The sequence below is a fragment of the Streptomyces sp. NPDC030814 genome (assembly GCF_055572155.1).
Genome location: NZ_JBVIDX010000014.1, coordinates 14,704 through 36,923 on the forward strand (window position 1 = coordinate 14,704; position 22,220 = coordinate 36,923).

At 70.9% G+C, this 22,220-nt stretch carries 14 protein-coding genes; 6 read left to right on the forward strand and 8 right to left on the reverse strand.

From position 1 onward, the window contains the following. Positions 1-6 precede the first annotated feature (6 nt). Together ACZ43N_RS26740 and ACZ43N_RS26745 are read right to left on the reverse strand one after the other, a co-directional pair. On the reverse strand, positions 7-810 hold the full coding sequence (locus tag ACZ43N_RS26740; protein WP_468100993.1) for a 4'-phosphopantetheinyl transferase family protein: 804 nt from the start codon (positions 808-810) through the stop codon (positions 7-9). Then, positions 807-1,658 carry a metallophosphoesterase family protein gene (locus ACZ43N_RS26745; RefSeq protein WP_468100994.1) on the reverse strand — a complete coding sequence of 284 codons (852 nt, stop codon included), beginning with the start codon at positions 1,656-1,658 and terminating at the stop codon, positions 807-809. Before ACZ43N_RS26745 ends, ACZ43N_RS26740 begins: the two co-directional genes overlap by 4 nt. 292 nt (positions 1,659-1,950) lie before the next feature. On the opposite strand from ACZ43N_RS26745, the gene ACZ43N_RS26750 reads away from it, so the two are divergent. Beyond that, positions 1,951-2,718 carry a thioesterase II family protein gene (locus ACZ43N_RS26750; protein ID WP_468100995.1) on the forward strand — a complete coding sequence of 256 codons (768 nt, stop codon included), beginning with the start codon at positions 1,951-1,953 and terminating at the stop codon, positions 2,716-2,718. Positions 2,719-2,771: 53 nt separating this feature from the next. Here ACZ43N_RS26750 and ACZ43N_RS26755 read toward each other — a convergent pair whose 3' ends face one another. From ACZ43N_RS26755 to ACZ43N_RS26780, 6 genes are all read right to left on the reverse strand, one after another. Further along, positions 2,772-5,654, reverse strand: a complete 2,883-nt coding sequence (locus ACZ43N_RS26755; RefSeq protein WP_468100996.1) for an ATP-binding protein — start codon at positions 5,652-5,654, stop codon at positions 2,772-2,774. Positions 5,655-5,726: 72 nt separating this feature from the next. Then, a complete protein-coding gene (locus ACZ43N_RS26760; protein ID WP_468100997.1) occupies positions 5,727-8,270 on the reverse strand; it encodes an AAA family ATPase in 2,544 nt (847 codons plus the stop codon). Beyond that, complete coding sequence (locus ACZ43N_RS26765; RefSeq protein WP_468100998.1) at positions 8,267-10,969, reverse strand: helix-turn-helix transcriptional regulator; 2,703 nt, start codon at positions 10,967-10,969, stop codon at positions 8,267-8,269. Before ACZ43N_RS26765 ends, ACZ43N_RS26760 begins: the two co-directional genes overlap by 4 nt. 512 nt (positions 10,970-11,481) lie before the next feature. Then, the gene (locus ACZ43N_RS26770) at positions 11,482-12,534 is read right to left on the reverse strand and encodes a sensor histidine kinase (protein ID WP_468100999.1); all 1,053 of its coding nucleotides are present in this window, start codon (positions 12,532-12,534) and stop codon (positions 11,482-11,484) included. A gap of 693 nt (positions 12,535-13,227) precedes the next feature. Then, positions 13,228-14,703 (reverse strand): sensor histidine kinase, encoded by a 1,476-nt coding sequence (locus ACZ43N_RS26775; protein WP_468101001.1) that lies wholly within the window; start codon positions 14,701-14,703, stop codon positions 13,228-13,230. 2 nt (positions 14,704-14,705) lie between these two features. Then, the gene (locus ACZ43N_RS26780) at positions 14,706-15,431 is read right to left on the reverse strand and encodes a response regulator transcription factor (protein WP_468101002.1); all 726 of its coding nucleotides are present in this window, start codon (positions 15,429-15,431) and stop codon (positions 14,706-14,708) included. A gap of 257 nt (positions 15,432-15,688) precedes the next feature. Between ACZ43N_RS26780 and ACZ43N_RS26785 the strand changes: the two genes are divergently transcribed. The 5 genes from ACZ43N_RS26785 (at position 15,689) to ACZ43N_RS26805 (ending at position 22,064) form a co-directional block, all read left to right on the forward strand. Beyond that, positions 15,689-16,933 carry a helix-turn-helix domain-containing protein gene (locus ACZ43N_RS26785; RefSeq protein ID WP_468101003.1) on the forward strand — a complete coding sequence of 415 codons (1,245 nt, stop codon included), beginning with the start codon at positions 15,689-15,691 and terminating at the stop codon, positions 16,931-16,933. Positions 16,934-17,928: 995 nt separating this feature from the next. Continuing rightward, positions 17,929-18,762, forward strand: a complete 834-nt coding sequence (locus ACZ43N_RS26790; RefSeq protein WP_468101005.1) for a 2-amino-3,7-dideoxy-D-threo-hept-6-ulosonate synthase — start codon at positions 17,929-17,931, stop codon at positions 18,760-18,762. 53 nt (positions 18,763-18,815) lie between these two features. Further along, positions 18,816-19,916 carry a 3-dehydroquinate synthase II family protein gene (locus tag ACZ43N_RS26795; protein ID WP_468101006.1) on the forward strand — a complete coding sequence of 367 codons (1,101 nt, stop codon included), beginning with the start codon at positions 18,816-18,818 and terminating at the stop codon, positions 19,914-19,916. 6 nt (positions 19,917-19,922) lie between these two features. Then, positions 19,923-21,110: an FAD-dependent monooxygenase gene (locus ACZ43N_RS26800; RefSeq protein WP_468101007.1), complete on the forward strand. Its 1,188-nt coding sequence runs from the start codon at positions 19,923-19,925 to the stop codon at positions 21,108-21,110. Between the two features lie 135 nt (positions 21,111-21,245). Then, entirely contained in the window at positions 21,246-22,064 is an 819-nt protein-coding gene (locus tag ACZ43N_RS26805; protein WP_468101008.1) for an arylamine N-acetyltransferase family protein, read from the forward strand. The last annotated feature ends 156 nt before the right edge of the window (positions 22,065-22,220 follow it).

Genomic DNA, 22,220 nt, shown 5'->3' on the forward strand with positions numbered 1-22,220 from the left:
CGGGGGTCAGAAGGCATGGGGGAGGCCCTCCCCTCCGGGTGCGGACGGCCACCTGCTCGGCGCGCCGGACACGGCCCGGGCGGCCGGCTCGAAGGAGTCCGACCCGCCACCCGCGCCGCGCACGACGGGTGCCAGCGCGGTCAGTACCAGCCCCTCCGTCACCAGCCATCGGCCGGTGAGCCCGGCACCACCGACCGGACCGGCGAACTCGGGCGGCACCGGCACCAGCAGTCCGACCTCGAACGTGCCACACGCCGCACCCGCGAGGTCGCGCTCCCAGGTGAAGCGCAGCCGGGCGTCCTCGAACCCGAGCGGTCGGCGGGCGAGCGGGAACCACACCTTGTACACCGACTCCTTCGCACTGAACAGCAGCCGGTCCCAGGGCACGTGCGGTGCCCTTCGCCCCAGCCGGGCGAGGTCGGCACGCTCCTCGGGCAGCGACACCGCCTCCAGGACGCCGTCCGGCAGCCGAGCCGCGGTCTCGGCGTCGATGCCGAGCGCCGCCAGATCGGTGGCGCGGGCGACCGCCGCCGCCCGGTAGCCGTCGCAGTGGGACATCGCACCGACCACCGCGGCGGGCCAGCGGGGTTCTCCCTGCGGGCCGGGCAGCAGCGGCTCGGCGGGCAGCCCCAGCGCGGCCAGCGCCAGACGGGCGCACCGCCGGCCGGTGGCGAACTCGCGCCGGCGCTTGTCGACGGCCCGCGCCACCACCGCCTCCTCCTCCGGGAACAGCGGCGGTGCGGTCAACTCACCGCGCACCTCGGTCACCTCGACGGTGTCCGGCAGCAGCCGGCGCATCAGCGACGTCACCGTGCACCTCGCCGGGGCAGGATCTCGCGCAGCAGCGGATCGGGCATGCCGTGGGCCTGCCACTCGCGCGGGTAGCCCAGCGACACCTCGCGGTGTGGTACCCCGTCGTGCCAGGTGGTGCGCGGGATGTGCAGGTGGCCGTAGACGACGGTGGCCGCCCGGTAGCGTCGGTGCCAGTCGTGGGTGGCGGTGGTCCCGCACCACAGCGCGAACTCCGGGTACCGCAGGATGCGGGTGGGTTCGCGCACCAGCGGGAAGTGGTTCACCAGCACGGTCGGCAGGTCGGGCGGACAGCTGTCCAGCCGCTCTCGCGTGTACGCCAGCCGTGCCCGGCACCAGGCCGCCCGATCCGGATACGGGTCGCTGTGCAGGAGGAACTCGTCGGTGGCCACCACGCCGGCCTTCTCCGCCCGGGCCAGCGCATCGGCGGTGCCGGTGGCACCCGGCGGCAGGAACGAGTAGTCGTACAGCAGGAACAGGGGCGCGATCACCACCGGCCCGTCGGGTCCCGGCCACTGGACGTAGGGGTCCTCGGGGGTCAGCACCCCCAGCGAACGGCACAGTTCGACCAGGCTGTGATAGCGGGCCTCACCGCGCAGGGTCACCGGGTCGTCGGGGTGCGTCCACAGCTCGTGGTTGCCCGGCACCCACACAACGGTCGCGAACCGCTCGGCGAGCAGCCGCAGCACCCACTCGACATCGGCCGTCAGCTCCCCGATGTCACCGGCGACGATCAGCCAGTCGGAGGGATCGGACGGGCGCAACCCCTGTACCACGGCACGGTTCTTCTCATAGGCGACGTGCAGGTCACTGACTGCGAAGAGCCTGCCGCCCGTGACCTGGCTCACCGCTTCCGAGCTTGGCCCGGGGCGGGCCGTGGAACCGTGGTGGTGGGCATGGGAACTCCTTGCTGGGGGTCCGGAGCCTCGGGAACGCGTCCGGTGCTCAGCTTTATGCCACCGTGTTGTCCCGCCGCACAACGCGCGGCCACCCTCCAGGCCCAAGGACAGGGGAAACGCCCAGACTTCGGGCCGCCACCGCCGTCACGGCCCGGCGGTGCCGGATAGTGGCGGCACACTGGTGGGACCACGCCGGTGATCCAGCCCACCGATACCCGCTGATACAGGACGGACGAACAGCGTGAGTTTCTCCCCCGTAGACGAACTGTGGTGCCGACGGTTCGCCCCGGCCCCCGACGCCGCACACCGCCTGGTCTGCTTCCCCCACGCCGGCGGCTCGGCCAGCTACTACCGCCCCGTCGCCACCGCGCTCAGCCCGAGCGTCGATGTCGTCGCCGTGCAGTACCCCGGACGTCAGGACCGGCGCAACGAGCCGCTGATCGACGACATCGGTACGCTCGCGGACCAGGTGCACGAGGTGCTGCGCGGCCGGGACGACCGTCCACTGACCTTCTTCGGACACAGCATGGGCGCGCTCGTCGCCTTCGAGGTCGCCCGGCGGTTCGAGGACGAGGGCAGCGGTCCGGTACGGCTGTTCGCCTCGGGTCGGCGTGCTCCCTCCCGCCAACGCGACGAGAACGTCCACCTCCGCGACGACGACGGCATCATCAGTGAGATCAGATCGATGAGCGGCACCGACAACCGGTTGCTGGAGGACGAGGAACTGATCCGCATGATCCTGCCGGCGCTGCGCGGCGACTACCGGGCCGTGGAGACCTACCGGTGCGCTCCGGGCGCCACAGTCGGCTGCCCGGTCACCGCGCTGGTCGGCGACAGCGACCCCAAGACCTCGATCGACGAGGCCCGGGACTGGGAGAAGCACACCACCGCCGACTTCGACCTGCGTGTCTTCTCCGGCGGCCACTTCTACCTCGACAGCCGCGCCGCGGAGGTGCTGAAGGTGCTCGACGAGCACTTCACCGCTCTGACCGCGCCGCGCGCCGTCTGACCGGCGCTGCGATCCGTTTCCGCTCGCCCACCGACCTCGAACCCGCCCCGCCGTCAGGCCGCTCCCTGAGGGCGGATCGGTTCCGCGGGCGGAGTCGACGCGTCCCCCGTCCGGAACAGGCCCGCGTCCTCGAGTGCACTCGCCAGCCCGGAACGGCCGGAGGTCGACATCTTGCGGTAGCAGTTCGTCAGATGCTTCTCCACGGCCCGCCGGGAGACCCCGAGAGCATCGGCGATGGCCTGGTTCGTCAGACCCTCCACGGCCATCAGCGCCACCATCCGCTCGGTCGAGGTCAGCTGTCCTCGGGTCGGAACACCGACCGCCCCGGGTCCCAGCATCTCCTGGGCGCGGGCCCCGATCCACGAGGCTCCGCACTCCACGGCCAGCTCGTACGACGTGCGCAGTGCCGCCTCCGCCTCCGCGGCATGACGCGGTGCCACCGCCTCCGCGAGCCGCAGCAGGACCGACGCCCGCGTGAGCGGATCGCCGGATTGCTCCAGCACCCCGGCAGCCTCCCGCAGCCATCTGGACGCCGAGGACCCGCCCGTCACCGCGGCGTGGAGCGCCAGGGCGCGGCCGAGGCACGACGGAGCACCCCATGCCCTGGCCCGCTCCAGGTGCCGCTCGGACACCTGCTCGGCACGCTCGGACTCGCCCATGCGGTGCAGTGTGCGAGCCGCCCAGTACGCCGCGGGTGCCAGCACCGGATTGCGCCAACCCGCCCGATCGAGGGCGTATTCGGCGTCGAGGAAGTGCTCCACGGCCATGCCCGGTTCATGCCGCCGCTCCGCCTGCGCACCGCGCACCATGGTGCGCAGTCCGGCGAGCACACAGTTCTCGTGCACCCCGCGGATCCGCTCCGGCAGCGCCTCGACCAGCTCCGGCTCGCGGGTCCGCAGCGCCACCATGGCCGAAGCGATGAGCGAGAGCGTGCTCGCCTCCTCGGGTCCGGACACAGCGAGGGCCCGCACCGCTCGTTCCCGCGCGGCCGTCAGCCTGCCCTGGGCGAGCAGGACCAGCGCCTGTTCGCTGAGCACCACCGACTGCTCCAGCCGGCCGCCCCGACGTTCCGCGTCGGTCAGGGCGGTGTCCAGCCAGGACATCAGTCCCGTGACCGAGTCAGCGGCGACCGCGGCCGGTACCACCAGCGGCAGCATGGTGTGTACATGGGCCGCGCGCGCCGGCTCGTGTTCCATGACCCGGCCTGCGAGCGCACTCACCTGAGCGGCGGGCAGCGTGGCGGAGACCGTCGCGGTGGACGTCAGCGCCATCAGCAGCTCCCGCTGCCCCGGGTCTGTCATCGACGCTCGTGTGCCCAGCTCGGCCAGCCGGTCCGCGGCCGACGCGATCACTGACGGATCGAGAGCGCAGAGATGTTGAAGCCGGGCCTCCAGGCGCAGCTCCAGCGGACGGCGGTCGGCCGGCGGCACCTCTGCGGCGGCCAGTTCCCGTGCCGTCTGCCGCAGCGCGTCCTGGACCGACAGCAGTGTGGCACCCGTGGCCACCGGGGTGAGGGTCAGCAGCGCCTCGGCGCGGGCGCGGGCGTCGGACAACAGCGGGAGCGCCTGGGTGATGTGCCGGACGGCCACCGAGGGCGCGAAGCTGCGTTCAGCGGTTGCCAGTTCCACCAGCAGCACTGCTCGCACCTCGCTGTGCGGCGGGGTGTCGAGCAGCGCCCGGCGCAGATAACGTGCCGCCGTTTCCGGGGCTCCGCGTCGCACGGCGGCTTCGGCGGCTTGGCGCAGCGCCACCACCGACTCGTCGTCCAACGGCACGGTGGTGGCGAGGAGATGGCCGGCCACGCGCTCGGGCGTGCTGCCCCGGTAGCGCAGCAGCGCGGCGGCACTCAGGTGCAGGCGGTTGCCCTCGACCGGCGGCATGCCGTCCTCGATCACCTGGTGCACCGCACGGTGCGCCAGCCTCAGTGCGGAGCCGTCACGTACGACCAGCGTCAGCCGGCGCAGCCGCCGGAGACCGGCCTCCCGGTCCACCCGGTCCAGTCCGGCCAGTTCGCCCACAACCTGCGGGTCGGCACCGTCACCGAGAACATGCAACGCCCGCGCTACGGCCAGGACGGACGCCGGCTGTTCCTGAAGACTCAGCATCAGCCGCCGACGCAACGCCGGTGGCACCAGTGTGGCCACCTCGGCGGCCCCGGCCGCCACCGGGGCGATGCCACGGGACTGGCATTCCTGGAGCAGCGACACGAGGTGCAGCGGATTCCCGCGAGTGGCGTCGTGACAGACAGCCGTGAACTCCGCGTCGCCCGGTACACCCAGGCGTTGCAGGATCAGCGCGTCGACGGACGCCGCGCCGAGCGGGGCCGGGAACAGCGTGTGTTCGGCGGCGGCGACCGGAAGGAGCCCGGGCGGCTCCGCCGCGGGCTCTCCCTCGCAGACCGTCGCAGCGACCAGGATTCTTCGGTGGGTCACTTGCTGCACCAGCAGGTCCAGCCAGTTCAGGGTGGCCTCGTCCGCCCAGTGCAGATCATCGATGAGGAGGACCGGAGTGCGGTCCTGGCTCATGTTCTCCACCAGGGACAGCAGGGCCCGCACCGTCGTCGTGGTGTGCTGCCGGGGCGACTCCGGATCGCCCTGGAGGAAGGCCAGTGCGGGCCGTGCCGGCCCCGAGCCCCATCTGCCCACCGAAGTACCGGACTTGACGACGGGTTCCAGCAGCTGCCGGGTGACACCGAGAGCGAAGGAGCGTTCCGCGGGGGCGGCGTAGGCACGCATCACCAGGGGCCGGGGCAGCGCAGCCGCCCCCGTCGTCGGGCCGTTGGACAGGTGCACGGCGAGTTCGGCGATCTCCGACAGGACCGCCGACTTGCCGATCCCCGGTGGTCCGCTGATCACGACCATGGATCCGTTGCCGTGTGCGGCGCGCCGGAGGGCATCGGCCGCCACCTTCAGTTCGTTCTGCCGCTCGAGCAGCATGCCAGCGGCCTCCTTGCGCGGTGTGATGAAGCTTGAGGGGGGTTGAATACGGGGTACGTCAGGTGCGCGGCATCATGGGCCCATCGGAGTCCCGCCGTACTGGTTCTCCGATCCGGGTGACGCGGCCTCGGAGCGCGCCCCGCAGCGCGCTCCGGCGGCCTCCCGGGCGACCACGGTCTGTACAAACCGCCGGGACGCGGGCGTGGGGCCCAGCTGGCGCAGTGCTTGTTCGGTCAGCCGAGCCGCCTGAGGCGCCGGGGAGCCGAATCCACGGCGCAGGTCGGCCCAGGCCAGGGCGGAGTCGGTGCCCCAGCGTCTGGCCAGCCGTGACTCCTCGGCGAAGAGTTCCGCCGCCCGGTCGTTCGCACCACAGCCCTGGTGGGCCAGGGCCGCCAGCGAGCGCCAGGCCACCAGGCCCGGGTTGGTCCACCCACGAGCCGACATGCGCCGCCCGCACTCCTCGGCCTCCGCCAGGGCCTGCCGGGGACGACCCTGGCAGAGGTACAACTGCGCGCGGGCGTAGAGCAGATGGATCGCGGTGTCGCTCTCCTCGGCCTCGGGCGCGATCTCCTCGCGGGCCAGCCGGTCGGCCTCCGCGTACCGCTCCCGCGCCACCAGGAGGCGGATCTCCAACGACCGCAGAAGTGAGAGCCACGTGGGATTCCACACCTCGGCCGACGCCAGGGAACGGCAGGAGGCGAGGTCGTGCAGGGCGGTGTCCGGGGCACCGGCCTGAAGGCTGAGCTGGGCGCGCAGCAAGCGACCCCACACCACCAGCGCGGGGCTGGGGCGGCGTCCGGCCGCTGCGAGTGCAACGTCGAGCGCGTCACGCGCGGCGTCATGCTCGTCCGCGACGGACAACGCGCAGCAGACGGCGAACCGGGGGAGCAGTGCTTCGTCGATCGGCGCCCGCAGGGCCTCCCGACACATCGCCCGTACCGCGGCCGCGTCGTGACCCTGCACCGTCTGCCGCCATGCCTGCGCGGCGAGGCGGATCGTGCTGACAGGAGAGCCGGGCCCACCGTCGACAGTCGGCCGGGCACCGGTCGCCGTGGACGGTCCGGGGTGCGGGGCGTCCGTCGGCCGGTTCAGGGCCTCCCTCCCGAGGGTGTGCGTCGGCCCCGCGCCGGACGTCCCGGACGACACCGGCAGCATGGCATGACAGACGCGCCTGGCGGCCAGGAGGTCCTCGGCGGCCGTGCGCATGTGCGGACGAACCTCTGTCCCGGACAGCAACTCCGCGATCCTGCGCTCCGCCGCCTCGGGCGCGGTCATGGTGTACGACTCGGCGGCCTCCAGGAGCACTTCCGCGCGCTCCACCGGGTTCAGCGGTTCGCGCAACGCCCGCTCCAGCAGCGCGGCCGCCTCGGCGTGCCGGCCGCACGCGAGCAGGGAGTGGGCGGCACGGCGCAGCACCGGCGGCACCCAGGGATCGCCCAGCGGCACGGTGTTCAGCAGCAGGGCGGCCAGCGCCTCGTCGTCGGCGCCACAGCGGTGCGCCCAGCGGGCCGCCTCCGCATGCAGACGCTTGCGCTCCTCGGCGGCCAAACCGGTCAGCAGACCGGCGGTACAGCCCGTCATCCTCAGCCGTGGTGGATCACCGGCGTCGGTCAGGCCCTGCACCTGTAGCGTCCTCAGGGCTCCCGCCACTTCGGCTTCGTCCAGTTCCACGAGAGCGGCGACCCGCTCCACCGGTACCAGTCCCTGGCAGACCGCCAGACCGCGGAGCAGCGCAAGCGGACGCTCGGGCAGTTTGGCGGCGGACTCCGTCGCCCGATCCCGATGCGCGGCCTCGATCTCCTGGGAGAGCGCCGCCCACAGTCCGACGGCGGACACCAGGGCGGGATCGCGGCGCAACGTGTCCATGGAGCGCAGAATCACCCAGGGACTGCCTCCGGTGAGACGGCTGACGCCGTCCCACCAGACGTCGTCCGACGTCGAGGGGACGGGTAGCTCCGACGCGGTGTACAGCGCCTGGATCTCGGGCACGCCGAGCGGTCCGAGCCCCAGCAGCAGCCCTCGGTTGTCCGGGGAGGCCGCCGCCTGGTCGAGGAGTCCGGCGCAGGCGTCGGGGAACTCGCCGTGGGCGCTGGTGACGGTCAGCAGTACCCCGAGCGGTGCCGCGGCCAACCTCCGCAGCAGTCCTGCGACGACCTGCACCGACTCCGGGTCCGCCCACTGGACGTCGTCCAGGGCGATGAGCGTCGGCCGGTGCGCGGCTGCCATCAGGGAGCGGCACCACCCCTGTACGGAATTCTCCGCCGACGGCTCTCCGGCTAGGGCGGCACCGCCCACCGGGGAGCGGCTGGGCCGAAGCTGTTCCACGAAGGAGTACGGTGCGGGCGAGGACGGGGCCGTGCCCAGCGCGGTCAGCACCTGTACATCCGCGGCCCGGGCGAAGGCCATGCCACGTCGCAGCAGACGACTTCGTCCGGAGCCCGGGACACCGTGGATCACGGTCACGCCGGAATGTCCGACGGCGAGTCGGTTCATCATACGGAGCAGTACCGCTTGCTCGGCCTCCCGCCCGTACAGTGGCGTGAAGCCGTCCAGGGCGGCGAGCTTGAGCAGGAAAGGGCTGGCGGACGCGGTCAGACGCTCCGGTGTGGTGTTCATCGCTCCCTGTCACCGGCCCGGGGCGCGAGGGTCCCGGAGGTGGCCCGCAGGACACCCACGAGATCCTCCCGGCCGCTCACGCCGAGTTTCTGATAGGCGTGGGTCAGGTGCAGTTCCACCGTACGCCGGGTGATGTAGAGCGCCTCGGCTATCTCCCGGTTGGAGTGGCCGGCCATCGCCAGGGCGGCGACTCTGCGCTCCCGTGCCGTCAAGGCGTCGTTCGGGCGGCCGCTGAGCTGACGGGGCCGCCCGCCCGCCTCGGCGAGCCGGAGCCGGATGCCGGTCGCGGCGTTGCCGGCCCCGCACCCGAGCATCAGGTCCAGCGCGGTCCGTAGCCGGGGCCGGGCGGCCAGAGGGTCGCCGGCGTCGAGCAGTGCGGCCCCCAGCGCGTACTCCGCGCGTGCCCGCAACAATCGCGCGGGGGATTCGGCCAGTCGCGCGCAGGCGTCGGCGAGAAGCCGGTGCCCGGCGCGCCCCGGAGTGGCCAACCCGCGGGCCAGTAGCGTCAGTCCGGCGCTGCGCGGGGTGTCGGAACGGAAAACCGTTGTGCCTCCCTGGGCGGCCACCTGCTGTGCCTCGGCCGGACGGCCCAGTTCCGTCAGTAAATCGGCGGTCTCCAGCCACCACGGCAGCACGAGCGGGGACTCGGCGCTCTGCGGGCCCAGTGCCCTGCCGCTGGCGCGGAGGGCTACGAGTGCGCCGCGCAGGTCGCCGTGGGCCCGTCGTACGGCCGCCGTCGCCCACCAGTGAAGGGGCTGGACGTAGGGCAGGCGTCGTACGTCGGCCCCGCCGATCTCGGAGAGGATTTGCGCGGCGGCGGCTGTGGTGCCGCGCTGGGCGAGGACGTAGGCGAAGACGACGGCGGACGTCACGGTGGTGCTGTCGCCGCGTCGACGTTCGAGTTCCAGGGCCTGCCGGCTGTCCCGTTCGGCCGCGGGCAGGTCGCCCATGGCGCTCAGGACCAGCGCCCGGACCGTGAGGGCATGGATCCGGCTGGGGTCGAGTTCCCCGCGCAGGGGGTTGCCGAGAAGGCGGTCGAGCGCGCCGAGCGCCGTGGTGTTGTCATCGGCGAGGTTCGCGACCATGGCGGAGGCGATCAGCGAAAGGTCGTCCAGCGAGGTGCCGGGGGCGCCCACGGCGGTGACGCCGGGGTGCTCGGACAGCGGCTGGCCGCTGAGCGCCGACAGCGCGGCGTGGGCCAGCCGCAGGCGACGGTTGCCAGGATTGTGGTCGCCCGGCTCGCTCGATGTCCGGGGTCGCTCCTTGACCCAGTGCATGGTCCGTGGATCCAGCGCTCCGCTGAGCAGCAGGGCGGATTCCAGACTGGCGCGGGACTCCTGCGGAACGGTGACCTGTGGGGAACCGGGCCGACGGTCCAGCACCTCGGCGAGCAGCAGGGCCGCCTCGTCACCTCGGCCGAGGAGGACGAGCGTGTCGGCGTACCGCAGGGCGAGCTCGGCGAGTTCCTGTCCGTCGGTGCTGCTCGCCAGGAGCATGCTGAGGTGGTGGACGGCCAGTTCCGGTTCGATGGTGCTGAGGGTGTCGGCCAGTAAGGCCCTGATCCGGCGCAGCGTGCGGGTGTTCTCGTTCGCCCCGGCGCCGATGTCCAGTGCGTGGGAGAGGTACCGTACGGCGGCGCTCGGGGAGTCGGTGGCCAGGGCCGCGCTGTAGAGGGCCTCCAACATCCACGGCGCGGCCCCGTACCGGATCTGCAGGAGTACGCGCGCCACCTGGGTCGGCGGCCGGCCCGCGTCCTCCAGCAGCCGGGCGGCGCGGGCGTACAGGGGAATGAGCTCGTCGCTCGACAGACCGGCCGGTAATTCGTCGGCGGGGCTGCCGGATCCGGCTCGTGCACAGTCGAGCGGCAGGATCCGGCGTTCGGCGAGATGGTCCAGAGCCCGTCGGACGGTCGGCAGCGGCACCCGGATCAGTTCGCTGACCAACTCCGGTTCCGCACATCCGAGTACGGCCACCGCGGACAGGACGGCGGAGGCGGATGAGGGCAGCGGCCCGGCGCTTCGCGACGTCGTGCGATCCGTTCCCGACTCCTCGCCCTTCGCGCCGGATGTGCCGGTGTACCGGGCGACGAACGCGTGGATTGCCGAGGGTATGCCCCCGGACTGCTCCTGGCACGAGCGCAGCAGGGCGGTGGAGGGTTCGTGTCCCAGACTCTGGGCGAGCAGTTGGGCGATCTCGGAGCCGGTGAGGGGCCTCAACTCCCATGCGGTCCAGGTGTGGTGGGTGAGCAGGGAGGTGAGGTCCGGCGGCTCGGGGACGTGGGGCACCGTGATCACGGGCAGCAGGGGCAGTCCGACGGATCTGCGCAGGACGTAGTCGAGTGCGCGCAGCGACTGCGGACGGGGCAGGTGGGCGTCGTCCATGGCCAGCACCACGGGGCCGCGCCGGCAGAGCCCCACCACCGCCTCGTGCAACTGATGACACGTCAAAGTACCGTTTGTTGAAGGCAGTCGGGCGAGCGACGACACACCTTGCACGTCACCGGTCACTTGGCGCCACGTGCCGTCGGGGGGGTCGGCCCGCAGCACGGACGTCGAGGGCCCCGCGAGGCCGCAGAAGGCTGCCAGCAGCGTGCTGCGGCCGATTCCGGCCGGTCCGGTGAGCATCACGCCGGGGGGCGGTCCGGAGTCTGGCCGGGGGATGTGGCCGATCAGCGCGGAGAGCAAGGTGGATCTGCCCACCAGGAGGGGATCAGCGGGGGTGAGAGCACCCCCGCGCAGTGATCGAGGGGCCGGTATGGCCGAGGTGAGGTTCACGGGGCCACCGAATGTTCTGTGCGGGACGAGGGGAGAGGGGAGCGGAGTCGTGTGATGGGCGCAACCGCATGGGGAGGCTGGGCGTCACGGTGGCCCGGGGGTGAAGGGCGTAACGCGCTCACCGCTTTGTAAGCGGCTTTCAGCGTCCTGTTCTCGATTGACAATTGTGCGCACAATGATCTGGATTGTAGCCGATGCTCACTGTCCGCATGCGTGACATGTGAGATGCAGTGACCAAGAAAGCAGACCCGTTAGGGAATCAACTAGACTTTTTAAGTCAATGTCGCGGGTGGATGGCTTTGGGATTGTGTGTACGGAATATCCGGTACCCGGGCGGCCCGACCGGGGCTCTTTCCTCAAGCAGGTGACGCGTTCCGACCCGCGCCGGACCCGTCTGCGTGGCCGGGAATTCGGCGGTGGAGCCTGACCTGACCGGCTCAGGCGGGCAGTCGGATGCGGAACCACGCGCCCCGGTGGCCGGGTTCCAGTGAGACCGTCCCGCCGTGCGCGCGGACGATGGCGGCCACGACGCTCAGCCCGAGACCGTTGCCGCCGCCCGAGTCCGCGGCCGGCGCCTGGGCCGCCGCCCGCCCGCCGTGGACGAACCGCTCGAAGGCCGAGCGGCGCAACTCGACGGGGATGCCCGGCCCGTCGTCTATGACCTCGATCACCCGGTAACCGTCCTCGGTGCCCAACCCGAGGGCCGTGCGCGTGCCACCAGGCGTGTGATGGCGCACGTTCGCCAGCAGGTTGGCGACCGCCTGGTAGAGACGGTCCCGGTCGCCGATGACCGCGTGGGTCCCCGGGAGGATCGTGAGCCGGATGGGGTGGTGCGGGGAACAGGCCTGGGCGTCGGCCACCGCATCCCGGCACAACTGCGCGAGGTTGACGGGCTCGCTGGCCAGTGGCTGGCCGAGGTCCAGCCTGGCGAGGAGCATCAACTCGTCCAAAAGCGCGGACATCCGGCGGGTCTCGTCGGTCATACGGTCCATGACCAGGTCGAACTTCTCCAGATCGGCCAGTCCGCCCAGCCGGGCCAGCTGGACGTAGCCGGAGATGGCGGTGAGCGGAGTGCGTAACTCGTGGCACGCGGTCGCCACGAACGCCATCACGCGCTGCTCGGACTTGCGCCGGTGCTCGCGGTCCCTGCGTAGTCGGGCGCTGAGCCCGATCGCCGCCAGCAGTGGCAGCAGGAGCAACACCAGCTTGAACATCGCCTGTGAACGGGGAGCCCGCAGGGACACGGACGGTCCCATCGTCGCCCTTTGGTGTTTGCCGCTGCGGATCACTGCCACCCGGTCGCCGCCGGCGGCGGCGACCGGGCGGAGGGCCGTCGTGTACGTCGTGGTCGGCCTGACCGGCGGTGGTGGTCCCCCGCCCGGCGTCGGCCCGGCGGACAGGGCGAAGAGGAGGACCGCGAGGGACAGGACCCCGACTGCCGCACCTCCGTGCGGAACCCAAGCCGAGTTCACAGGGCGAGGCGCCGACATCGCGGTCTCCTCGCTGGTCTGCCGGAGATACACCTCACCGCCCGATCAGGGTGATCCGCGCCAACGTGACGAGAACAGGCCTTGCTTGGCGGCACGATACCCAAGGGCCCTCTCTGGTCGGCAAGTCTTGGGCGCCGAGGACCTCTCGGCGTGCCGTGGATGTCGACAGGACGGTCGTGCCAGGTGGGCAGGGGCGGAACCGGACAGGCCGCCCGGGTGCGCCGCCGATCGGGAGCACTGGCGGTCCCGAGGCCCAGGCGGGCGACGCGTGGTGGGCCGGCCGCCCGGGCGGGCTTCACCGCCGGCCGGCGGCACCGCGGGCGCCGTGAGATAAGCACTGATCAACGGCTGTCGAACCGCCCGGGCAGCGCCGCCGCACGCGGCACACGAGCGTCCACTTCCGCCTCACAGCCGGGCCGCATGGAGCGGGTGCGGGCTCGACACCCTCCCGCCGGGGAATATAGGTGAATCCCTAGTTTCGAGGCATGCGACGTTTGCCCGTGAAGGAGCGGCGTCCGGTGCGTGCTCCAGGCGTACCGGCCGGAAGTCCTCGTACTGGACGCATTCGTGCTTTCGGCCGGTGGGCCGAGAGGGCGTGCCGGGCGTCGCGACGGGGCGAACGTCGCCTGCCGGGGCACTGGGTGCGCGGCACCGGTCGGGCGCATGGGCGGAACCGTAGGGCGCCGTTGTGGCTCATGGCAGCGTCTTCGATGACTCGGGGGCGAGTCCCTCGGTGGCGGGCAGGCTGACCCGGAACCACGCGCCCCGCTCGGAGGGTTCTAGACCGATGGAACCGCCATGAGCGGTCACCACCGCCGCCGCCACGCTCAACCCCAGTCCGCGTCCCGGACGTCGAGGCAGTTCCGGATCCGTCGCAGCGGAGCTCGGCGCGCGGAAGAACGGCTCGAAGATCCGGTCCCGCACGGTTTCCGCGACCCCCGGCCCGTCGTCGATGACATCGATGACATGGCGGTCACCGTCCAGCTCCAGCCTGAGTTGCGCCGAGGTCTCCTCGGGGGTGTGGTTCAGTACGTTGGAGAGCAGACTGTCGATCGCTTGCTCAAGTCTTCGCCGGTCGCCCTCCACCCAGTGGGGAAAGGACCCCACCACGCACCGCAGCGTGCGCGCAGTGCCGGGGCTCTGGGCACGGTTCACCGCCTGCAGGCAGAGCTGGGCCAGGTCCACCGGACACTGCTCGAGCGTGCCGCCGTGCCCCAGCCGGGCCAGCAGCAGCATGTCCTCGACGAGGCTGTTCAGACGTCGCGTCTCCCGCTGGACGTGCCCCATCGCCTCGTCCAGCCGGCGCGGGTCGTCCAGCCCCCTGATCAGGGCCAGTTCCGTGAACCCGGAGATGGTGGTGAGGGGGGTGCGCAGTTCATGACTGGCTGCGTCGACGAGATCGCACAGTCTGCTCTCCTCCTGTCGGCGGCGCAGGGAGGCCTCCTCGACGCGCCGCAACAGGTAGTTGTACGTCTCGACGGCGCTCCGCAGCTCGCGCGGCGGTTGCGTCGCCACCGACACGCATTCCGAGATTTCCTCGCTGCCGTCCGCGATGCGGCGGGCGTTGGCCGAAATCTCGGACATGGAGGCGAGTGTTCGGCGACTGTTCCACACGGCCCCCAGAGCCAGCGCGAGGATCAGCGGAATGCCGGTGGCGGTCCCGATCCCCACGAGTGTCCACACGGTCGTCTCGACGGAGGCCGTCGACCGGGCGGTCAGCAGATGGCCGCCGTTCGGCAGGCGGTCCACAACGGCCCGTACGGCTCGGCCCGGCACCGGCAGGGGTGGCTCGACCCCGTCCCGATCACGCGACAGCGTCGCCGACGGCGGAAGACCTCCGAGGAGGAACGGGGTCTCCGTCGACAGGCGGACGACCCCGCGGGCGGCGGTCACCGTTGACGCGGACTCGTCCCGCGCCGGGTGCCGGCCCCGCCCGGCACGCGCCTCCGTCCGCGACTGGTGACCCTGGACGATCTGCTGGTCCGTGCGTTCCCTGAGGCGGTCCGGCATGGCGCACACGTGGTGCATGTCGGCACCGAGCGCACCGATGGCGGCGATGATGAGGAACCCCCGGGCGAGCCTGGGGGCGAGGGGCTTGACGGGGGCCGGAAGGAACCGGGCCCCCCGGTCGCTTCGACCGCTCCCGGCGGGGCACTCGGCGGTGGACATCCTCAGCCCTCCGTGAGATTTCCGGGGGGTGCCGAGCGCACCAGGTAGCCCGCCCCGCGCACGGTGTGGATGAGCGTCTGGTCGGTGTCGCCCAGTTTTCGCCGCAGATAGTAGATATAGGTCTCGACAATTCCGGACTCACCCCGGAAGTCATAGCTCCAGACGGTATCGAGCATCTGCGCCTTGGAGATCACTTGATCGACGTTCTCCAGGAGATAACGCAGTAACGCGAATTCCGTCGAGGACAGCTGCACGGGCTGGCCGTGCCGCCAGACCTCACGCGTGTCCTGATCCAGTTCAACCCAACCGGCGCGCAGCCTGCGGCCGTTGGCCGGCGTCAGCTCACGCCCGCGGCGCATCACGGCCCGGATCCGGGCCACCACCTCGTTGAGGTCGAACGGCTTGGTGACGTAGTCGTCGGCGAGTTCGAGTCCGTGGATCTTGTCCTCGACCGCGTCCCGGGCTGTCACGAAGAGGACGGGGGCGTTGACGCCGGTGCCGCGCAGGCCACGGCAGACCTCGAATCCGTCCATGTCGGGCAGGACGACGTCGAGCAGAACGACATCGGGGGCACGGCTGGTCGCCAGGTCGAGAGCTTCGCTTCCCCGGGCGGCGGTGACCACCTCGAACCCGAGGAACTCCAACGCCATGGTGAGCATGGAGGCGATGCTGGCCTCGTCCTCCACTACGAGCACGGTCGTTTTCGAGGACGTGTCGCTCTGGATCATCGTATGCGCACCATGAAGTCGGTAAACCCATTGCTGTCGAGATCTGCCGGCAGAATCGAGGATGACGGGGTAAGCGCTGTCGCCGTCATGATGGCACAGGGATGATCCAGCGAAACGTATTCCGATCGTGCTCTGAGCGGACTTTGATGTAGCTCTGAGGTTGGTGCACTTTCCTGCTTGACATGACCACACACGCGGGGGCGACACCTGACCTTCACCCACTCTTCGCGTCGGAGGGGATCGAGGATGCCGACGAAGTGCTCCGCAGAGTCCGGTGGGAGATCTTCTCGGCTCTGACCGAGGTCGTGTCCGGTCAGGGCGACTGGAGTTGGCAGAGCGCGGCGCGCATCCGTGCGGAGGGCCGGGCGTGGGCGCGGGGCGGCCGGTCCGTCGACGAACTGCTCGCGATGGTGCGCGGTATGACCCGCCAACTCATCAACCGGTGCACGGTCGGAGCCCATGACCAGGACGCGCTGATGCACGAGGTGATGGTGCTGCGGCTGGGCGACGCCGGCTGGTTGGTGGGCCGCGAGCTGAACTGCGGCTTCTTCGAGGAGGGGATCGGCGGCGAGAGCGAACCGGAGCCTGCCCACCAGGCCCGCGCGGAGGGAACCCAGGAGACTCCGGACGGGGCCCGCGCGGTGCTGGCCGTACACGCGCTGTCGTGCACGATCGCCGACATCGAACGGGTCTTCCGGGGACTCGCCGTGGCGGTGGTGCCGACGTCCGAGGAAGGAGCCCACATCCTGCTGCGGGCTGAGAGCCAGGAAGAGGCCCTCGCCCTCGCCCGCGAAGCCCACGAGCACCTTCCCGGCGAGGTCTGGATCGCGGTCCACTGGCAGGATCCCGACCTCGGTACACCGGGCGGTCGGGCGGTGCCGGAGGGGGGCGGAGTGTCGGTCGCCGACGGCATCTGCGCCACGCTCCTCGCCCTTGAGCACCCTCCCGGGGTGTACGGACTCGACGACGTCCTGGTGGAGTACAGCGCGACGGAGACCCCGGCCGTTTCGGAGCGGCTACTGGAAATGGTCGAGCCGCTGGACGCGTACCCCGTTCTCTGGGACACCCTGACCGCCTTCATCGCCGTGGACGGCGTCCGTCACCGCGCCTGTGAGCGGCTGGGCATCCACCGCAACACGCTGGACCGCCGCTTGCAGCGGATCGGCCTGCTCACCGGTCAGCGCCTCGACGGACTGCGCGGTCTGTGCACACTCCGCGCGGCTCTCGCCGTCGTCGCGGTCACCAGACTTCAACGCACCGCCGGCCTGATCCGGACCGAACCGACGGCGACGACGGACACATGGACCCGGCAGGACACCCCTGACGCCGGCGACCACCAGGCCGTCCCCGACAGCCGACGCTCCCACACCGCCGATGCGACCCGCCCACGCATCCCGGCCCCACACCCCCCGCGCCCTCAACCACCGCTGCACACGGTGCCTCGTCCCGTCCGAGCCCCCCACGGCTCCCCCCGCGCGACCACGGCCTACGCCCCCCTCTGAGCGGGCAGCACCCGGCCACGGCCGACGCGCCGGGCCGCCGCGTTCCCGAAGCGGCCCGACCATCCCGCGGCGCGTTCCGCTCCGACCGGCCGCTCCCTGCCGCGCTCCGGAAACGGACCGGCCCATCAGGGCGGAGCACCGGGCGGCTGCGGTCCCGGGCTCGTGAACCATTCTCGGGACGTGCGGGCGAGGAGCCCGATCTGAGTGGCCGGCGTTCCGCGTCGGCCGAGGGAGCGATGAAGTCCTCCTGGACCACCGCCGGTTGGAGGACGCCGTCGAAGCCGGCCCTGTACCGGAGCGACCACGGAGAGCCGTCGGGATGCCCGTGACCTGGCCGTGCAGCAGGGAACGCCGGTGCCCGTGCACGCCCTGCGCGGCGGCACCGCCCGGTCGTGGTGCCGGACGACGTCCACCTGTGCTCTCGCCCATCGCCCCGAGGGGACCGCACCCGAGCCACCGGAGGCCTGGAGGACGGGGCGCCGGCGGACGGGGTGACGCGTATCGAAGCGGGCTTCCTCGTCACGGGAGCCGTTACCGCACTGCCGGCCGACCGGCACGCCCCCTCATGTTCCGGATCGTGCACCCCGGCCGCAGGAGTTCGCAGCTCGGCTGAGGCGCTGCCGACCGAGGACAAGCCCCTGTACGCACGCCTGCCCGTCGAGGAGGACTGCGGCCCAGGAGCACCTGCCCGACCGCCCGGACACCGACGCCGCCGGCCCTCGCTCTGCGGCGACATCGCCGATCGCCGAACTCGAAGCGCTCTCGACGCAGGCCGCGCTCACGGCGCGGGCACCGGCCGTGGTCGGCAGGGTGCGGGGGTGCTGCCGCCCCGAATCTCAAACCCGGGTGAATTTTCTGTGCATAACCGAAGTTCAGGTGAATGACTAGATCCTGTGTGAACCGGTCTCCGTCGGGCCCTGGGTATGTATTTTGGCCGTGCTGGTGCCGACCCCCACCAACCCTCCTCACTCCCAGGAACGACAATGCACGGTTCAATGAGGGCGTTCAACGGCACGTCATCCGGGCGCAGGGCGCGTCTTCTCCGCCTCCACCGGCGAAATCCGCAGCGCATGTTCGTAGTGCCCCTCGACCACCCTCTTTCGGACGGCCCGTTCGCCGCCGGTGGCGCCAATCTCAATCGTCTGGTAGGTCAGTTGGCGACGAACGGCGCCGACGCCGTGGTACTGCACAAGGGCAGTGTCCGGTTCATAGATCCCGCCTGGTTCACCCGGACATCGCTCATCGTCCATCTGAGTGCCAGCACCTCACACGCTGCCGACCCCGACGCGAAGTTCGTGGTGGGCAGCGTCGAGGAGGCGTTGCGATGGGGTGCCGACGCCGTGAGCGTGCACGTCAACATCGGTTCCCGGGAAGAGGCCCGTCAGATCGCCGACATGGCGAAGGTCGCGGAGGACTGCGACCGCTGGAACGTGCCGCTGCTGGCGATGATGTACCCGCGCGGACCGCAGATTCCCGATCCCCGGGACGCTGCCGTCGTCGCGCACGCGGTGGCCGTAGCCGTCGAACTCGGGGCCGACCTGGTCAAGACGTACTGCGTCGACTCGGAAGCCGAGATGCTCCGCCTCACGGCGAGCTGCCCCGTGCCCCTTCTGGTGGCCGGCGGGCCGAGGATCACGGACGAAGAGGCACTGCTGCAGTTCGTGGACATGGCGTTGAGGCGTGGCGCGGCGGGAGTCGCGATGGGGCGCAACGTCTTCGAATCGGCGAATCCCGCGGACATGACACGGAGGCTCGCTCGTCTGGTGCACGGGGACGTGTTCCCTCCTGCCCCGGCCGAGCTGCCCGGACGCGCTGCGAGCGCCGAATGACGGCCGCACGACGGGACGCCCTGAGTGAAGATCACGGCAAGGAACGGACAGGCATGAGGCTCACGTGGCTGGACATCCGCACCACGATCGACAAGAAGGCCGTGCTCCAAGAGGCGGTGCACCAGAGACTGGACGGCGTCGTGGCGGACCGGCTGGAGGATCTCCGGCAACTGCCCCCCACGGTGAAGAAGATCCTCTTCCCCCAGGGCAAGGAGCTCCCCGCGGATCTCGCCGGCGCCGACGTGGTCATCGTCGATCCGCGCGAGCACGGCAGGCCGGCGGAGCTCACGGCCGTGCATCCCGGGGTGGACTTCGGCCGGTTCGTGGAGATCGTCGACGCGGAGTCCCTGGAGGAGGCCTGCGAGTCGGCGCGCAGCGAGCGGTGGAGCCTGCTCTTCTTCCGTGATCCGACCAAGATCCCCCTGGAGATCGTCATCGCCGCCGCCGCGAAAGCCACGGGCAGTCTGATCACCATCGCCCGGGACGCAGAAGAGGCGGAGATCATCTTCGGTGTGCTCGAGCACGGATCCGACGGCGTGATGATGGCGCCGGCCGCGGTGGGCGACGCCACCGCGCTCAAGCAGGCGGCCGTCGTGCACACCCCTGCCCTCGACCTCGTCGAACTCACCGTCAGGGAGACGCAGCACGTGGGCATGGGGGAGCGGGCCTGCGTCGACACGTGCAGCTACTTCCGGGAGGACGAGGGGATCCTTGTCGGCTCCCACTCCAAGGGAATGATCCTCTGCGTGAGCGAGACGCACCCTCTTCCCTACATGCCCACGCGCCCGTTCCGGGTGAACGCGGGGGCGATTCACTCGTACACCCTCTCCCGAGACGGACGTACCCACTACCTGAGCGAGCTGAAGTCCGGCAGCAAGGTGATGGCGGTCGACGTGAAGGGGCAGACCCGGCTCGTGACGGTCGGCCGGGTCAAGATCGAGAGCCGCCCGCTCATATCGATCGACGCGGTCGCAGAGGACGGTCGCACCGTCAACCTGATTCTTCAGGACGACTGGCACGTGCGGGTACTCGGCCCGGGTGGTGCGGTGCTGAACAGCACCGAGCTCAAGCCCGGCGACCGGCTTCTGGGCTACCTGCCCACCGAGGACCGGCACGTCGGCTACCCCATCAACGAATTCTGCCTGGAGAGGTGATCCCGGGTGGCTGAGCAGAAGTACGTTCCACGCGTCGCGATCGTGGGAGCCGGCATCACGGGCCTCACCCTGGCCGCGGCACTGGGCCGGTTCGGCGTCACCTGCGAGATTTTCGAGCAGGCACCCGAGCTCGGGGAGGCCGGTGCGGGTCTGCAGCTGGGGCCGAACGCCGTGCGCCTCCTGTACCGGCTCGGGCTGGCAGAGGACCTCGCCGGGACGGCGGTGCCGTCGGCCGGGATCGAGTTGCGCGGTTGGGAGCGCGGCGAGGTGATCGGCCGCATCCCGCTCGGTGACCGGTGCGAAGAGCGGTTCGGGGCCCCGTACCACCTGCTGTGCAGATCCGACCTGCACAGCGCGCTCCTGCGGCTCCTCCCCGCCGGCACGGTGCACCTCGCGAAGGTGTGCGTCGGCGTGAGCGAGCTCCCCGGCGGAGCGGAACTGCGTTTCTCCGACGGCACGGCGGCCGAGGCCGATCTGGTCGTCGGAGCCGACGGCATCCGTTCGGCGGTACGAGGCCACCTGGTACGGGACGAGCCCATCTATTCCGGACAGACCGTCTACAGGGGCCTCGCCCCCGCCGACCGCACCCCCCTCCCGGCCGAAGAGCCCGGATCGCTGATATGGGCGGGGCCGGGGAAACACTTCGTGTGCTACCCCGTGGCGGGCGGCCGGCTCGTCAACTTCGTTGCGACCGTCCCCTCCGGGCACTGGACCACGGAATCATGGTCGGAACCCGGCAAGATCCAGGACGTACTGGACGCCTACACCGGCTGGGACCCCACGGTCCGGGGCATCGTCGAGGCCACGGACACGGTGACCCGCTGGGCGCTGCACGTCAGGGAATCCGATTTCGGCTGGAGCCGACAGCGCATCACTCTGGCGGGCGACGCCGCCCACCCCATGCTGCCCTTCATGGCGCAGGGGGCCAGCCAGGGCATCGAGGACGCCTTTGCCCTCGCGGTCTGTCTGCGGGACGCGGGGCCCTCCGGCATCCCGCTCGCACTGCGACGGTACGAAGCGGCACGACGACCGAGAACCGCCCTCGTCCAGCAGCGGTCCAACGACATGGTCCGCGTCTTCCACGATCCGGACGCACCCCGGCCGGTGCCGGAGCATTCCCCGGGGCACGGCGACCTGCTGGACATCCTCTCCTGGCTCTTCGACCACGATGCCGAGCAGGTGCCCACGACTTGACCGGACGTCCCAGGGCCCCGCCGGCGTCGCACTCCACCCGGATCGCTCCCTCGGGGAGCGTGGACGAAGCACGACTGCGACGGGTTCCCGGGATGCGCCCTCCCACTCCGACCATCGACAGGACCCCTCACGCTCATGGACCCCGAACTCGTCGACGCCTATCTGCGACGCATACGCGCCCGCAGGCCGGAGAAGGCAGATGCGGCAGCGCTGAAGCACCTTCAGGAGCGCCATGTGCTGTCCATTCCGTTCGAAAATCTCTCGTTCCATCTGAACGAATCGGTACCCTATTCCGTCGAAGCGGTTCGCAGGATCGTCCGCGAACAGCGAGGAGGTTGCTGCGAGCTGAATTCGGCTTTCGCCCTGCTGCTCCAGGAATTCGGCTTCGGTGTGACCTTCCTGGGCGGACGCATCTACCGAGGGAACAAGCCGAGCAGCCAGACCGGCCACTTCGTGCTCAGGGTGGAGACCGATGAACCCTCCGGGGCCGGTCCATGGCTGGTCGACGTCGCGCAGGGCAGCCACAGCCGGTGGCCACTGCGCCTCTTCCTGCGCTCACCCCAGGGAGACCCGCACGGAACATACGTGCTTTCCGACGCACCCGAGGGTGACATCGACCTCTCGCTCGACGGTGTGCCGCTCTACCGGCTGGAGACCAGGCCCCGCGACCTGGAATTCTTCTTTCCCGTGCTCTGGTGGTATCGAACCGCTCCCGAATCCCCTTTCGCGAACAGGATATTGTGCGTCCGGCCCCGGGAGGACGGAAAGGTGGCGCTGACAGGAACCGGGCGTGTGCTCGTCCGGGAGAGGAAGGGGCAGGAAACCGTCAGGCAGAGGATCACTGATGAAGAAGAGCTGCGAGAAGTGCTGCGGACCTGGTTCGACATCCATCTGGACCAGCCGCCGAAACTCGCCGGACCGCCCGTCCGGATGAGCACCGCCGGCCGGGCGTGAGCGTACGTGCAGCGGCGCGCCTCGTCCGGTCCGGCCGCACGGCCCGGCGAAGCCGCCTGCCCGGTGGCATGCGCTCCGCCCGCCCCGCGAGGATGCAATTCGGCCATGATCGGCCGCCTCGGCCGAATGTTGCCGCTCTCGCGCCTGTACAACTTT

What these genes read in the sequence shown, in the direction of transcription:
- ACZ43N_RS26755 (WP_468100996.1), bottom strand. Translation starts at nt 5,654, where the DNA reads ATGCTGCTCGAGCGGCAGAACGAACTGAAGGTGGCGGCCGATGCCCTC.
- ACZ43N_RS26760 (WP_468100997.1), bottom strand. Translation starts at nt 8,270, where the DNA reads ATGAACACCACACCGGAGCGTCTGACCGCGTCCGCCAGCCCTTTCCTG.
- ACZ43N_RS26770 (WP_468100999.1), bottom strand. Translation starts at nt 12,534, where the DNA reads ATGTCGGCGCCTCGCCCTGTGAACTCGGCTTGGGTTCCGCACGGAGGT.
- ACZ43N_RS26775 (WP_468101001.1), bottom strand. Translation starts at nt 14,703, where the DNA reads ATGTCCACCGCCGAGTGCCCCGCCGGGAGCGGTCGAAGCGACCGGGGG.
- ACZ43N_RS26780 (WP_468101002.1), bottom strand. Translation starts at nt 15,431, where the DNA reads ATGATCCAGAGCGACACGTCCTCGAAAACGACCGTGCTCGTAGTGGAG.
- ACZ43N_RS26790 (WP_468101005.1), top strand. Translation starts at nt 17,929, where the DNA reads ATGAGGGCGTTCAACGGCACGTCATCCGGGCGCAGGGCGCGTCTTCTC.
- ACZ43N_RS26795 (WP_468101006.1), top strand. Translation starts at nt 18,816, where the DNA reads ATGAGGCTCACGTGGCTGGACATCCGCACCACGATCGACAAGAAGGCC.
- ACZ43N_RS26805 (WP_468101008.1), top strand. Translation starts at nt 21,246, where the DNA reads ATGGACCCCGAACTCGTCGACGCCTATCTGCGACGCATACGCGCCCGC.